Source organism: Mesorhizobium sp. LNHC209A00 (assembly GCF_000502915.1).
Taxonomy (GTDB): domain Bacteria; phylum Pseudomonadota; class Alphaproteobacteria; order Rhizobiales; family Rhizobiaceae; genus Mesorhizobium.
The window spans coordinates 134,804-148,222 of the sequence record NZ_AYWT01000008.1 but is presented as its reverse complement, the minus strand read 5'-3'; the positions used below and the strand labels follow the sequence as shown (position 1 = coordinate 148,222).

The 13,419-nt window shown below is 61.5% G+C and carries 14 protein-coding genes and 1 pseudogene; 9 read left to right on the top strand and 6 right to left on the bottom strand.

Going from position 1 to position 13,419, the window contains the following annotated elements; all coding sequences use genetic code 11:
- Positions 1–41: 41 nt before the first annotated feature.
- Positions 42–1,463, bottom strand: a complete 1,422-nt coding sequence (locus tag X739_RS145865) for a D-alanyl-D-alanine carboxypeptidase family protein (protein WP_023784027.1) — start codon at positions 1,461–1,463, stop codon at positions 42–44.
- Positions 1,464–1,747: 284 nt separating this feature from the next.
- On the opposite strand from X739_RS145865, the gene X739_RS145870 reads away from it, so the two are divergent.
- From X739_RS145870 to X739_RS145885, 4 genes and pseudogenes are all read left to right on the top strand, one after another.
- The gene (locus tag X739_RS145870; protein ID WP_015317766.1) at positions 1,748–2,077 is read left to right on the top strand and encodes a phasin family protein; all 330 of its coding nucleotides are present in this window, start codon (positions 1,748–1,750) and stop codon (positions 2,075–2,077) included.
- A gap of 254 nt (positions 2,078–2,331) precedes the next feature.
- Entirely contained in the window at positions 2,332–2,661 is a 330-nt protein-coding gene (gene clpS, locus X739_RS145875; protein ID WP_010909565.1) for an ATP-dependent Clp protease adapter ClpS, read from the top strand.
- A 6-nt stretch (positions 2,662–2,667) separates the two neighbouring features.
- Positions 2,668–5,136, top strand: coding sequence for an ATP-dependent Clp protease ATP-binding subunit ClpA (gene clpA, locus X739_RS145880; RefSeq protein WP_023773829.1), 2,469 nt, complete (start codon positions 2,668–2,670; stop codon positions 5,134–5,136).
- Positions 5,137–5,192: 56 nt separating this feature from the next.
- Positions 5,193–5,372, top strand: a pseudogene (locus X739_RS145885) (chloramphenicol phosphotransferase); the annotation flags it as partial.
- Positions 5,373–5,466: 94 nt separating this feature from the next.
- Here X739_RS145885 and X739_RS145890 read toward each other — a convergent pair.
- The 4 genes from X739_RS145890 to X739_RS145905 form a co-directional block, all read right to left on the bottom strand.
- Entirely contained in the window at positions 5,467–5,898 is a 432-nt protein-coding gene (locus X739_RS145890; RefSeq protein WP_023773827.1) for an HIT family protein, read from the bottom strand.
- 78 nt (positions 5,899–5,976) lie between these two features.
- Positions 5,977–7,197 carry a GNAT family N-acetyltransferase gene (locus tag X739_RS145895; protein WP_023773826.1) on the bottom strand — a complete coding sequence of 407 codons (1,221 nt, stop codon included), beginning with the start codon at positions 7,195–7,197 and terminating at the stop codon, positions 5,977–5,979.
- Between the two features lie 55 nt (positions 7,198–7,252).
- A complete protein-coding gene (locus X739_RS145900; protein ID WP_023773825.1) occupies positions 7,253–7,981 on the bottom strand; it encodes a glycerophosphodiester phosphodiesterase in 729 nt (242 codons plus the stop codon).
- Between the two features lie 14 nt (positions 7,982–7,995).
- A complete protein-coding gene (locus tag X739_RS145905) occupies positions 7,996–8,460 on the bottom strand; it encodes a RidA family protein (protein ID WP_023773824.1) in 465 nt (154 codons plus the stop codon).
- Positions 8,461–8,598: 138 nt separating this feature from the next.
- Between X739_RS145905 and X739_RS145910 the strand changes: the two genes are divergently transcribed.
- From X739_RS145910 to tsf, 5 genes are all read left to right on the top strand, one after another.
- On the top strand, positions 8,599–9,429 hold the full coding sequence (locus tag X739_RS145910) for a cell envelope integrity EipB family protein (RefSeq protein WP_023773823.1): 831 nt from the start codon (positions 8,599–8,601) through the stop codon (positions 9,427–9,429).
- Positions 9,430–9,479: 50 nt separating this feature from the next.
- Positions 9,480–9,758 (top strand): DUF4031 domain-containing protein, encoded by a 279-nt coding sequence (locus X739_RS145915; protein WP_023773822.1) that lies wholly within the window; start codon positions 9,480–9,482, stop codon positions 9,756–9,758.
- Positions 9,755–10,366, top strand: a complete 612-nt coding sequence (locus X739_RS145920) for a LysE family translocator (protein WP_023773821.1) — start codon at positions 9,755–9,757, stop codon at positions 10,364–10,366. Before X739_RS145915 ends, X739_RS145920 begins: the two co-directional genes overlap by 4 nt.
- A gap of 177 nt (positions 10,367–10,543) precedes the next feature.
- Positions 10,544–11,326: a 30S ribosomal protein S2 gene (rpsB, locus tag X739_RS145925; protein ID WP_015317778.1), complete on the top strand. Its 783-nt coding sequence runs from the start codon at positions 10,544–10,546 to the stop codon at positions 11,324–11,326.
- 108 nt (positions 11,327–11,434) lie between these two features.
- Positions 11,435–12,355, top strand: a complete 921-nt coding sequence (gene tsf, locus X739_RS145930) for a translation elongation factor Ts (RefSeq protein WP_023773820.1) — start codon at positions 11,435–11,437, stop codon at positions 12,353–12,355.
- Positions 12,356–12,359: 4 nt separating this feature from the next.
- Here tsf and X739_RS145935 read toward each other — a convergent pair whose 3' ends face one another.
- A complete protein-coding gene (locus X739_RS145935; RefSeq protein ID WP_023773819.1) occupies positions 12,360–13,304 on the bottom strand; it encodes a LysR family transcriptional regulator in 945 nt (314 codons plus the stop codon).
- Positions 13,305–13,419: the final 115 nt, after the last annotated feature.

The window sequence follows — 13,419 nt, the reverse complement described above, 5'->3', positions numbered from 1 at the left end:
TTCGACGCAAAAATTTTCCGGGAGATATCTTCCACGCAGTCCTATTGCTGGACGGCGTAGCACTCGATTTTCTTCTTCTTCAAAGCGGTGCAGGCTTTCCAGGCGGCATCCTTGGACCCAAAGCCGCCGAAGCGAGCGCGGTAGTAGGTGGCGCCGTCCTTGTCGAAAGCGACGGTGAAGCCGGAAGCGTCGGCCAGCACCTTGGGAGCCTGCTTGATGGTCTTGTCGAGGAAAGCCTGGGCTTCGGACTGCTTCGGCGAGGAGGCAACCTGGATGGCCCAGCCTGGCGGAACCGACGCGGTGTTGACCGGATCAACAGCCGGGGTGGGCTCGGCATAGGCGGCCACGACCTGGGCGGTGGCGACCTTGGGAGCGGAGACGATGACCGTCTTTACCTTCTTTGCCGGGACAACCAGCTTGGGTGCCTCCGCTTGGGCTGTATCCTCGTCCTCACTGTCGCCCTGTGCAACGGTCGCGTCGTCGGCGACGGCCGTATCGGCTTCCGCCACGGCCACCGGCTTTTCGTCCGGGGTCGTCGCGTCATGCTTGGGGAGGAGAACCTTTGCAAGTGCGCTGATCGCATTGCTGTCCGCCTTGGCGACGAGGTCGCCGCCACCGCGGGTCGAGGCCCTCGGCAAATAGGTGTTGATCAGGCCTGCCATCTGGTTGTCGCGGCTGCCGCCCGACGTGCCGCCCATGACAACGGCGACCAGGCGGCGGTTGCCGTCATTGACGGACGAGACGAGATTGAAGCCGGAGGCGCGGGTATAGCCGGTCTTGATGCCGTCGACGCCCTTGATGCGTCCGAGCAGACGGTTATGGCCATTGATGCGCTGGCGACCGTAGAGAAAGGATCGCTGCGCGAAATAGCCGTAGTACTGGGGAAAATGTTCCCTGAGCGCAATGCCGAGCGTGGCCATGTCGCGCGCCGTGGTGAACTGTCCCGGATCCGGCAGGCCGTTGGCGTTGCGGAAGACCGTGCCGTTCATGCCGAGCTGCCGCGCCTTGGCCGTCATCATGCGGGCGAAGTTGGTTTCGTTGCCGCCGAGCATCTCGCCGAGCGCGGTCGCCGAGTCGTTGGCCGACTTCGTCACTATCGACAGGATCGCGGTCTCGACCGCCACCGATCCGCCCGGCTTCACGCCGAGCTTGGTCGGCGCCTCGGCTGACGCATGGGCCGAAAACACGACTGGCGAGTTTCTGCTGATCTTGCCCTTCGCCATCGCTTCGAAGGTCAGATAGAGCGTCATCATCTTGGTCAGCGAAGCGGGGTAGCGCCGGCCATCGGCATTAGCCGAGTAAAGCACCTTGCCGGTTTTGGCATCGACGACGATGGCCGCGGATTTCGCCGCGAGCGACGAGGCGACGTCCGCGACGACGAATGTCATCGCCATGGCGAGGATCATAATCGTCTTAAGAGGGAACGCGGATTTGGAAACGATGCCCGACAACGCCTGACGCACTGGTAGTTCCTTTGAATTTCTCGTTGCGTTGGAGGCGGCAAAGGGATCCTGCCTCACTTCCGGCCAAGCTAGCGGGGCAGCGTTACCAATCCGTTTATGGTAACCGCCGCGTTCACCATTTTCCGGGAGTTTGAGCCTTCCTTTATTCGAATTTTAGCCATTGCCGCTGCCTGGAGGGTCGCGAGCCCCCGACTTCTTGACTTTTGTGCGCTGCACAATATATATTATGCATTGCACAACGGCGCTCGGGGCAGGGCGCGTCAACCGTCCAGGGAGAGTACGAAATGACCCAGACCTATGAGGACTTCAGCAAATACGGCAAGGAGTTCGCCGACACCGGATTGAAGAGCTTCGCCTCCTTGTCAAAGGGCGCGCAGGCGATCGCCACCGAGGCCGGCGAATACACCAAGAAGAGCTTCGAAGCCGGCAGCGTCGCGTGCGAGAAGCTGTTCTCGGCCAAGTCGCTGGACAAGGCGATCGAGATTCAATCCGACTATGCCAAGCAGTCCTACGAGGCGTTCGTCGCCGAGGCTACCAAGATCGGCGACCTCTACGCCGAACTCGCCAAGGAGGCCTACAAGCCGTTCGAATCGATCGTTGCCAAGGCAAAGTAATTTTCGCCCGAGAATTAAAGATCCGGCTCTTTGGGCGCAGGACAAACCCGGCCGTGGAAACGCGGCCGGGTTTTTTCATGCCAGCGCTTCTCGATTGCGAAAAACCGCCAGGTTGGTCACCTAGCCATATTGTCAGCTAACCAGAAGGGCTTAAAATCGTCCATCGAACACCTACATGTTGAACTCGCATGGGGATTCGAAAGAGGCAGGATTACGTGACGATCGGTTTGACTGCCACGAGACAAGTGGCGCGGATGCAAAACGGCGGCGGCGACGGCAATGAGGCCGGCCGCGGGACGGCCGTCATCACGCGCACCAAAACCAAAACCAAGAAGCCCAGCCTTTACCGGGTCCTCATCCTCAACGACGACTACACTCCGATGGAGTTCGTGGTTCATGTGCTGGAGCGTTTTTTCCAGAAGGACCGCGAAGCCGCCACACGCATCATGCTTCATGTTCACAATCATGGAGTGGGCGAGTGCGGGGTCTATACATTCGAGGTGGCCGAGACCAAAGTGTCTCAGGTCATGGATTTCGCCCGACAGAATCAGCATCCGCTGCAATGCGTGATGGAGAAGAAGTGAGGTAACATGCCGGCTTTCTCCCAAGGCCTGGAAAAGGCGCTTCACCAGGCGCTGACGCTCGCCAATGAGCGGCACCATGAATATGCAACCCTTGAACATTTGCTGCTCGCGCTCATCGACGACACCGAGGCGGCCGCCGTCATGCGCGCCTGCAACGTCGATCTCGACGAGCTGAAGCACACCGTTCTCACCTATATCGATACAGAGCTGGACAATCTGGTTACCGGCTACGACGAGGATTCCAAGCCGACCGCCGGCTTCCAGCGCGTCATCCAGCGCGCGGTGATCCATGTGCAGTCATCGGGTCGCGAGGAAGTGTCGGGGGCCAACGTGCTCGTGGCGATCTTCGCCGAGCGCGAAAGCCATGCCGCTTATTTCCTGCAAGAACAGCAAATGACCCGCTACGACGCGGTCAACTACATCTCGCACGGCATTGCCAAGCGTCCGGGCGCGTCGGAGAGCCGCAGCCCGCGCGGCGCCGATGACGAGCAGGGCGGCCCGAACGGCGCCGAGCCACAGGAGGAGGGCGGCAAGAAGAAGCAGCAGCAGGACGCGCTGACCGCTTATTGCGTCAACCTCAACAACAAGGCCAAGGCCGGCAAGATCGATCCGCTGATCGGCCGTGAAGGCGAGATCAACCGCACCATCCAGGTGCTGTGCCGCCGTTCCAAGAACAACCCGCTCTATGTCGGTGACCCCGGCGTCGGCAAGACGGCGATCGCCGAAGGGCTGGCCAAGCGCATCGTAGAGGGCGACGTGCCGGAAGTGCTGCACAATGCCACCATCTTCGCGCTCGACATGGGCACGCTGTTGGCCGGTACGCGCTATCGTGGCGATTTCGAGGAACGGCTGAAGCAGGTCGTCAAGGAACTCGAGGATTATCCGGGTGCCGTGCTGTTCATCGACGAGATCCATACGGTGATCGGCGCCGGCGCCACTTCGGGCGGCGCCATGGATGCGTCGAACCTGTTGAAGCCGGCGCTGTCTTCCGGTGCGATCCGCTGCATCGGTTCGACCACCTACAAGGAGTTCCGCCAGTTCTTCGAGAAGGACCGTGCCTTGGTGCGGCGCTTCCAGAAGATCGACGTCAACGAGCCGACCATCGAGGATGCTATCGAGATCATGAAGGGCCTGAAGCCCTATTATGAGGAATTCCACAAGGTGAAGTTCACCAACGAGGCGATCAAGGCCTCTGTGGAACTGTCGGCGCGCTACATCAACGACCGCAAGCTGCCGGACAAGGCGATCGACGTGATCGACGAGACCGGCGCCTCGCAGATGCTGGTGCCGGAAGCCAAGCGCAAGAAGACGATCGGCATCAAGGAGATCGAAGCGACGATCGCCACCATGGCGCGTATTCCGCCGAAGACGGTTTCGGCCGATGACGAGAAGGTGCTGCAGGGCCTGGATATTGAGCTCAAGCGCGTCGTCTACGGGCAGGACACCGCCATTACGGCGCTGACTTCGGCGATCAAGCTTGCACGGGCCGGCCTGCGCGAACCGGAAAAGCCGATCGGCTCGTACCTGTTCTCGGGCCCGACCGGCGTCGGGAAGACGGAGGTCGCCAAGCAGTTGGCCGCCTCGCTCGGGGTCGAACTGATCCGCTTCGACATGTCGGAATATATGGAACGCCACACCGTCTCGCGGCTGATCGGCGCGCCTCCCGGGTATGTCGGTTTCGACCAGGGCGGCCTTTTGACCGACGGCGTCGACCAGCATCCGCACTGCGTGCTGCTGCTGGACGAGGTCGAGAAGGCGCATCCGGACCTGTTCAACATCCTGTTGCAGGTGATGGACCACGGCAAGCTGACCGACCACAATGGCAAGCAGATCGACTTCCGCAATGTCATCCTGATCATGACGACCAATGCGGGCGCATCCGATGCGCAGCGCGCGGCGATCGGTTTCGGTTCGACCAAGCGCGAAGGCGACGATGTCGAGGCGATCAACCGGCTGTTCACGCCGGAATTCCGCAACCGTCTCGATGCGATCATCCCGTTCGGATCGCTGCCGGTGCCGGTGATCCATCAGGTGGTGCAGAAGTTCGTCATGCAGCTGGAAGCCCAGCTCTCCGAGCGTGGCGTTACCTTCGACCTGTCGCCGGACGCCATCGCCTGGCTTGCCGACAAGGGTTATGACGAACGCATGGGCGCGCGTCCGCTTGGCCGCGTCATCCAGGAGCACATCAAGAAGCCGCTGGCCGACGAGGTGCTGTTCGGCAAGCTGAAGAAGGGCGGCACGGTGCGCGTCACCGTCGAGAAGAAGGAAACCGGCGAGACCGGCCTGAAGCTCGAATCGCTCGCCGACGAGGCGCCGGTGAAGCCGAAGAAGGAAGAGCCGGAAGACGCGCCGAAGCCGCCCAAGGCGGTGGCCAAGAAGCCTGCGGCAAAGAAGGCCGTGGCGCAGAAGCCGGAGCCCAAGGGCAAGGACGGCGGCAAGCGTAGCCTTGTGCCTCAACTGCCCAGAAAAGGCTGAGGCCTGATAAAAAACTGGAAGAGAGCCCTGGGAACGGGGCTTTTTTCATTTGGGCGATGAGGTGGCGCGTGACCGGTCAAATCATCATTCTCAATGGCGCGCCGCGTTCAGGAAAGTCGAATATCGCGAGGGCCATCGGGGAAAGCTTTGATGGCCCGTGGATGAATCTGGGCGTCGACAGCTATGAGCAGATCACGCCGCCGCGCTATCGTCCCGGAATAGGGCTGCAATCCGGGTCGGACTGATGCAACGTCCGCGGCCGAGTGCGATCGAACGGCTCACGCAAGCGGCCAAATGAAATGTCTTGAGTGCTGGGGAGACCGCGCGGGATCAGCTTCCCAGCGCGGCGCGTATTTTTTCGGCGTTCTCAGCCAGCACTTCAGGTTTTTCCATTGTGCCCGTGTGCGGCTTCAGCGGGATGCCGTCGAAACGCGGGATGACATGGACATGCAGGTGATAGACGGTCTGCCCGGAGGCCGGCTCGTTGAACTGCATGACGGTGACGCCGTCGGCGTTGAGAGCTTTCCTGACGGCGCGTGCCACTTTCTGGACGGTTGAAAAAAGCGGACCGAATGTCGATGGGGCGGCGTCGAGCAGGTTGCGCGACGGCGCTTTCGGCACCACCAGCGTATGGCCAGGCCCTTGCGGCATCACATCCATGAAAGCCACGACGGCTTCGTCCTCGTAAACGCGATGCGAGGGGATCTCTCCTCGCAGGATCTTTGCGAAGATGTTGCCGGTATCGTAGGCGGCCTCAGTCATGGCGAACGCTCCGAAATGTGCCTTGCCGTCCGGTGTAGCGAAGCCGCCTGCGAGCAGCAAGGCGAAGCTGCGCCGCGATCAACCGAGGTCGCCAATATCCTTGCGGAACGGGGTATGTTCTTCCAGATATTCGCCCATCCGCTCCACTTCGCGCCGCTCGCGCCTGAGATAGTCGGCGACCGCGTTGCGCAGGCCAGGATGGGAAATATAGTGGGCGGAATGCATCGTCACCGGCCGGTAGCCGCGCGCCAGCTTGTGCTCGCCCTGCGCGCCTGCCTCGACCACCTTCAGCTTGCGTTCGATGGCGAAGTCGATGGCCTGATGATAGCAAACCTCGAAATGCAGGTAAGGGTGATCCTCGATGCAGCCCCAGTTGCGGCCGTAGAGCGCGTCGGAGCCGATGAAGTTGATGGCGCCGGCAATGTAGCGCCCGTTGCGCCTGGCCATCACCAGCAGGATGTCGTCCGCCATGCGTTCGCCGATCAGCGAGAAAAACTGGCGGTTCAGGTAGGGGCGGCCCCATTTGCGGTTGCCGGTGTCCATATAGAAAGCGAAGAAGTCGTCCCAGGCCTTTTCGGTCAGGTCCTTTCCGGTCAGCCAGTCGATCGAGATGCCATCGGCCAGCGCCTCGCGTCGTTCCTTCTTCATCGCCTTGCGTTTGCGTGAGGCAAGCGTGGCGAGGAAGTCGTCGTAGGTCGAAAAGCCTTCGTTGAAAAAATGGAATTGCTGGTCGGTGCGATGCAGGAAGCCCGCGGCTTCCAACGTCGCGACGTCGCTCTCCTGCGCGAAGGTGACATGCGCAGAGGACACGCCGAGCTTGTCGGTCACCATCTTGAGACCGGCGGCAAGCCCAGCCTTCACCGCGTCCTGATCCTCGCCTTTGCCGACCAGCAGGCGAGGGCCGGTGACGGGCGTGAACGGCACGGCACTTTGCAGTTTTGGATAGTAACGGCCGCCGGCGCGCTCGAAGGCATCCGACCAGCCGTGATCGAACACGTATTCGCCCTGACTGTGCGACTTGAGATAACAGGGAACGGCGCCGAGGAGCCTGCCTTGCGCGGTCTCCAGCCGCAAGTGATGACCTTGCCAGCCGGTGCGACGCACGGCACAGCCGGAATCCTCCAGAGCGCTCAAAAAAGCGTATGAAACGAGCGGGTTGTACTCCGCCCCTGTATCGGCACGCGTGGTTCCGGCAAAGCCGTTCCATTCGTCGCAGGTAAAGGCTCCGATGCCGGCGGCGATGCGGATCGAATAGTCCGCATTCGCCATTTGTCCGTCGCCGTCGTCACCCTGATCCATGAGGCTTATTTAAGCTCCATTCGGGCCGCTACAAGTCACGTTTCGGGCACCCTGCTCAGGCGACTTCGACCAGGTCGGGTTCGAACCCTTCGAATGTCATCTGGTCGGCATATCTAAAGGTCAGGTCGATCGCGGGCTGATCATGCACCGTCCAGGTGATGACAGGCATTTTCAGCCTTTCGCGCACGAAGCTGACAAACGGGTTCGGCAGATCGCCGGCGGCATAGGAGGTAAAGGCGAGTTCGTGCGCCAGCATGGAGAAATGTGCTTCGATCAGCTTGGCGTCCTTGCCATAGGCGGTCAACCCAGCCGGAATGCCGGGCGCGTGTTTGGGGAAATCGCGGATCAGCCAGTGATCGAACGACATGATCGCCGCCTTGCCCTTGTAGTGCTTGAGCATCTTGCCGACGCGCGCCACCAGGCCTTCGTCGCGACCGGGAGTTCCTTTCAGTTCGACGACCATGGGCACGCGACCATCGACGAGGTCGAGCGCTTCCTGCAACGTCGGCACGTGGTCCGCCGTGCCGCCAACCTTGAGCGCGGCAAGTTCGGCCGCGCTGCGTTGCCAGACGAAACCGTCCTGCCCGGTCAGCCGTTGCAAATCGTCATCATGGATGACGATGGGAACGCCATCCGACGACAGATGCACGTCGCATTCGATCGCGTAGCCGCGTTCGGCCGCGGCGGCGAAGGCGGAAAGCGTGTTTTCCCAGCGCGTCTTGTTCATGTCGTGAAAGCCGCGATGGGCAACCGGCCGGGCCGTCAGCCAGGAGAGGTCGGTCATGTCAGCACCTACACTCATTCGACTTCGAAGATCGCTTCGATTTCCACCGCGGCATTAAGCGGCAGGGAGGCGGTGCCCACGGCGGAGCGCGCGTGCTTGCCGCTTTCGCCGAGCGCGGCAACCAGGAAATCGGAGGCGCCGTTGGCGACCAGATGCTGCTCGACGAAGTCGGGGGCAGAGGCCACGAAGACGGTGATCTTCACCAGACGACGGATCTTCTCGAGGTCGCCCAGTGCTGCCTTGGCTTGCGCCAGGATGTTGATGGCGCAGTATTTCGCCGCGTCCTTGCCGCTTGCCGTGTCGACGTCGCGGCCGAGCAGGCCGCTTGCCTGCAGCTTGCCGTCCTCGAGCGGCAACTGACCAGCAGTGAACAGCAGGTTGCCGGTCCTGCAATAGGGCACGTAGTTGGCGGCGGGCGCGGCGGCAACAGGAAGCGTCACGCCGAGATCACTTAGCCGCTTTTCGATTGTTTCACTCATTGCTTTTCCCTATTGCTGGAAGGCGCCGCGCTGGCCGGGCCGAAATTGCTATTTTTGCCTCGCTTCCGCCACGACTTTTTTTAAGCTGGACCATCCTTCCCTGCGGCCTGCCATCAGCCGCGACGATCGGAGTACCTCATGCGCGCGACGCGCCTTGCATTCCACGCCGTTCTGTTGTCGGCGCTTTTGCCAACATTCTCCGCTGTCGCCGCACCGGCGCTGCAGGCGCATCGCGCCGTCTATGATCTCACGCTCAAGAAGGCGGATGATCGGTCCGGCATCACCGGCATCACCGGCCGCATGGTCTATGAGTTCAACGGCTCGGCCTGCGAAGGCTATACGGTGAAATTCCGTTTCGTCACCCAAATCGCCACCAATGACAACACGAAGCTGACCGACCAGCAGACGACGACTTTCGAGGATGCCGAAGGCAAGACCTTTTCGTTCGTGACCAAATCCTTTGTCGACCAGAACCTCGACAAGGAAGTCAAGGGTATGGCCACGAAAGACGCGAAGGGCCTCAAAGTCGACATCGATAAGCCGGAGAAGAACAGCCTCGAACTCGCTTCCACCCAGTTTCCGACCCAGCACCTGGTCGAACTGATCGGAAAGGCCGAAAAAGGCGAAAACTTCTATCAGACGAACCTGTTCGACGGGTCCGAGGACGCCAACAAGGTGATGACGACCACGGTTGTCGTCGGTAAGAAGAGCGAGGCCGACAAGGCGGATCCGGAAGCGCCGGCATTGGCGAAGCTTGCCACCGACAAATATTGGCCGGTCGACATCGCCTATTTCGACGACAGCGCCCAGAACGGCGAGGAAGTGCCGGAATACCGGATCAGCTTCAAGCTGCACGAGAACGGCATCACCCGTGATCTCGTCATGGATTATGGCGACTTCTCGATGACCGGCAAGCTGGTCAACCTGTCGCTGTTCGACCAGACAAAGCCTTGCCCAGTATCGAAATAGCAGAGGCGGGCAATTGAGCTAGCCGTGGCAGGCCTGATGGCAATCACTTGATGGCGGTCTATGTCGATGCGGCGATCTGGAAATGGGCCGGCCATCTCTGGTGCCATCTCCTGGCCGACGACACCGACGAGTTGCATCGCTTTGCGGCCGAACTCGGCATCAAGCGCTCGTCCTACCAGGGCCCGCCCAAGACATCCGCTCCGCACTATGACATAACCGGCTTCGAGCGCGACCGTGCGGTGCGGCTCGGCGCCATCGAGTGCAGCCGCGAGCAGATCGTCGCCATCTTCCGGCGCGTGCGGGTGCCCAACGGAAAGGCGAAGCGATGACACTGACGGCATTCCTGGCATATTGCGCCGCCGTGACGCTCGCCGCCGCCACGCCAGGGCCGGCAATGTTCGCGGTCATCACCAACGGCGTGTCGCGTGGGTTCCCGAGGGCCTTCATGGCCGGCCTTGGGGTCGCCGCCGGCGATGCCGTGCTCGTCACTCTGGCGCTGCTGGGGCTAGTGGCCCTGGCTCAGACCTTCGAATGGATCTTCCTCCTGTTTAAATATGCCGGCGCCGCCTATCTGATCTTTCTCGGCGTCAGGATGTGGCGGGCCTCGGCCGCGCAATCGAATGAGCCGCGGACGGGGCAGGCGAAATTGTCACGATCCTTCCTGCTCGGCGCGTCCATAGCGCTCGGAAACCCGAAGGCGATCCTGTTCCATGCCTCGATCATGCCGCTGATTCTCGACCTCGACACGATGACCTTTTTCGATGGCCTGCTGGTTGTGGCGACCGTCATCAGCGTCAATATCGTGACAATGGGGGTCTATGCCGCGCTCGCGGGCCGGGCTTCGGGCTGGTTCAGGACACCCAGGCGCATGCGGCTGATGAACAGGTTCGCCGGCAGCACCATGATCGGCACCGGAGCGCTGATTGCCGCACGCTAGGCGTTAAAGCGCCGCCCCGCTTGCGTTTGTCGGACTTCCCCTCTATATGCGCGCTCATTCCACACACGGACTTTGGTGTCTGCCCGGGAGAAATCCGGCTGAGACCTCCGGTGGCGTTCGAGGACCTCGGTCCAAAAATGCCTGTGTCCGTGGAGGCTAACCGGAAAGGAACTTAGAATGGCACTGCCTGATTTCAGCATGCGCCAGCTTTTGGAAGCTGGCATTCACTTCGGCCACCAGACTCACCGCTGGAACCCGAAGATGGCGTCCTACATCTACGGCGCCCGCAACAACATCCACATCATCGACCTCTCGCAGACGGTGCCTTTGCTGCACCAGGCGCTGAAGCAGGTTTCCGACACCGTTGCCAAGGGCGGCCGCGTGCTGTTCGTCGGCACCAAGCGCCAGGCGTCGGACATCGTTGCCGATGCGGCACAGCGTTCGGCCCAATATTACGTCAACTCGCGTTGGCTCGGCGGCATGCTGACCAACTGGAAGACGATCTCGAACTCGATCCAGCGCCTGCGCAAGCTCGACGAGATGCTGGCCGGCGAAGCGCAAGGGTTGACCAAGAAGGAACGCCTGAACCTCGATCGCGAGCGCGAGAAGCTCGACAAGGCGCTCGGCGGTATCAAGGACATGGGCTCGACACCCGACCTGATGTTCGTGATCGACACCAACAAGGAGGCGATTGCCATCCTTGAGGCCAAGCGCCTGGGCATCCCGGTCGTCGCCATTATCGATTCGAACTGCGATCCGGACAAGATCGATTTCCCGATCCCCGGCAATGACGACGCGGCCCGCGCCATCCAGCTTTATTGCGATCTGATCGCCAAGGCCGCCATCGACGGCATCGCCCGTCAGCAGGGCGCGCTCGGCATGGATATCGGCGCTTCGGTCGAAGCTCCGGTCGAACCGGCGCTCGATCCGGCTCCGGCGTCGGAAGCCCCCGAGGCTTGATAATCGAGGGCCGGTTGCGGCCTTCATCTTTCTCATATTTTGGCACGCTAAACAGACGCACCATCGAATACCGATGGTGCGTCGGTGCATTTAAACAAAGAGGCGACAATGAGCATTTCGGCTGCACAGGTCAAAGAACTCCGCGACTTGACCGGCGCGGGCATGATGGACTGCAAGGCGGCGTTGAACGAAACGAACGGCAACTTGGAAGAGGCCGTCGACTGGCTGCGCAAGAAGGGTATCTCCAAGGCCGACAAGAAGGCCGGCCGCACTGCTGCCGAAGGTCTGATCGGCGTCGACAACGGTGTGCGTGAAGCTGCCGTCGTCGAGGTGAATTCCGAGACCGACTTCGTCGCCCGCAATGCCGCCTTCCAGGAAATCGTCGCCAACGTCGCCAAGGTGGCGCTTGCCTATGGCACGACCGAAACGGTCGCCGCCGCCAAATATCCGGGCTCCGACAAGTCGGTTACCGACACCATCAAGGACGCGGTCGGCACCATCGGCGAGAACATGGGCTTCCGCCGCTCGGCCAAGCTCACCGTTCCGCATGGCGCGGTTGCGACCTATGTGCACAACGCTGTTGCCGATGGGCTCGGCAAGCTCGGTGTGCTGGTCGCGATCGAGACCACGGGCAACGAGCATGCCGCCAATGCCTTTGGCCGCCAAGTCGCCATGCATGTCGCCGCCACCAACCCGATGGCGCTGACCGCCGAGCAGATCGATCCGGCCGCGGTCGAGCGCGAGAAGGCTATCTTCTCCGACCAGGCGCGCCAGTCCGGCAAGCCGGAAGCCATCATCGAAAAGATGGTCGAAGGTCGCCTGCGCAAGTTCTACGAGGAAGTCGTACTCCTGAAGCAGGCCTTCGTGCTCAATCCCGACATCACCGTCGAGCAGGCGCTTAAGGATGCCGAGAAGGAAATCGGCGCGCCGGCCAAGATCACAGCCTATCTGCGCTTCGCCCTTGGCGAGGGCATCGAGAAGGAAGAGACGAATTTCGCCGCGGAAGTCGCCGCTGCGGTCAAGAAGTAACTTCTTACCGACCCATTTCCCCTGTGTTTTTTCGGCCGGACATCCGCGAGGATGCCCGGCCGATTTCGTTCGCGGTGTCGATAAAGGCCCTGAGTTTGGGCGCCATCGCCGCGCGACGCGGAAAGTAGAGGAAAAGGCCGGGTTCCTCGATCGCCGATTGCGGCAGAACCTGCACCAGGCGGCCGGCAGCGAGATCCGCGCGCGCCAGCGGCTCGAACATATAGGCAAGGCCCACTCCGGCGAGAGCCAGATCGATTGCCGCAAGCGAGTCCGTCACGACGGCCGTACCGCTGGTTTCCATGACCACGTCCTTGCCATCCCAGGTCAAATCCCAGCGGTAAAGGGCACCGGAGCGAACGAGACGGTATCCGATACAATTGTGGTTCGCGAGATCGGCCACGCTGCGCGGACGGCCATGTCGCCCGATATAGGCGGGCGAGGCGACGATAACGGCTTTGAAGGGCTGCGTCAGTCGGATGGCCACCATGTCCTGAGCGATCATCTCGCCGAGCCGGATGCCCGCGTCGAAACCTTCGCCGACGATGTCGACCAAACCTTGATCGGCAAAAATCTCGACCGTGATGTCGGGATAGCGCTCGGCCATTGCCGCCACGACCGGCGTCACCGCCAACGGGATTGCGATGTTGGAGGCGTTGATCCTGAGCAGCCCGGACGGCTTTCCCTTGACGCTGCGGATACGATCCATCCGCTCGGCGATATCCTGGAGGGCAGGGGCCGCCGTTTCCACCAGCGCCTTGCCGGCCTCGGTAAGCGAAACGCTGCGCGTCGTGCGCGCAAACAGCGGCTGGCCGATCCGCTCCTCGACGAGGCGCACTGCATGGCTGACCGCCGAAGGGCTCATGCCCAGTTCGGCCGCGGCAAGGGCAAAACCGCCGCGCCGGGCGACCGCGATGATGACGGGCAGATGGCTGAGCAGATCCCGATCCATTCATGAACCATATCGCATGGTCTTTGCGGACAATGCAATCTTATCGACGCCCAGGCAGAGGTCCACATTGTCTCCAACACATCGGCGATTGGCTGATGGCATCGAGGAGAAGAGA

Excerpts from the sequence above, each read along its gene's own strand:
- tsf (WP_023773820.1), top strand. The coding sequence starts at position 11,435 with ATGAGCATTTCGGCTGCACAGGTCAAAGAACTCCGCGACTTGACCGGC.
- X739_RS145920 (WP_023773821.1), top strand. The coding sequence starts at position 9,755 with ATGACACTGACGGCATTCCTGGCATATTGCGCCGCCGTGACGCTCGCC.
- X739_RS145890 (WP_023773827.1), bottom strand. The coding sequence starts at position 5,898 with ATGACTGAGGCCGCCTACGATACCGGCAACATCTTCGCAAAGATCCTG.
- rpsB (WP_015317778.1), top strand. The coding sequence starts at position 10,544 with ATGGCACTGCCTGATTTCAGCATGCGCCAGCTTTTGGAAGCTGGCATT.
- clpA (WP_023773829.1), top strand. The coding sequence starts at position 2,668 with ATGCCGGCTTTCTCCCAAGGCCTGGAAAAGGCGCTTCACCAGGCGCTG.
- X739_RS145870 (WP_015317766.1), top strand. The coding sequence starts at position 1,748 with ATGACCCAGACCTATGAGGACTTCAGCAAATACGGCAAGGAGTTCGCC.
- X739_RS145900 (WP_023773825.1), bottom strand. The coding sequence starts at position 7,981 with ATGACCGACCTCTCCTGGCTGACGGCCCGGCCGGTTGCCCATCGCGGC.
- clpS (WP_010909565.1), top strand. The coding sequence starts at position 2,332 with ATGCAAAACGGCGGCGGCGACGGCAATGAGGCCGGCCGCGGGACGGCC.
- X739_RS145895 (WP_023773826.1), bottom strand. The coding sequence starts at position 7,197 with ATGGATCAGGGTGACGACGGCGACGGACAAATGGCGAATGCGGACTAT.
- X739_RS145910 (WP_023773823.1), top strand. The coding sequence starts at position 8,599 with ATGCGCGCGACGCGCCTTGCATTCCACGCCGTTCTGTTGTCGGCGCTT.
- X739_RS145935 (WP_023773819.1), bottom strand. The coding sequence starts at position 13,304 with ATGGATCGGGATCTGCTCAGCCATCTGCCCGTCATCATCGCGGTCGCC.
- X739_RS145915 (WP_023773822.1), top strand. The coding sequence starts at position 9,480 with ATGGCGGTCTATGTCGATGCGGCGATCTGGAAATGGGCCGGCCATCTC.
- X739_RS145905 (WP_023773824.1), bottom strand. The coding sequence starts at position 8,460 with ATGAGTGAAACAATCGAAAAGCGGCTAAGTGATCTCGGCGTGACGCTT.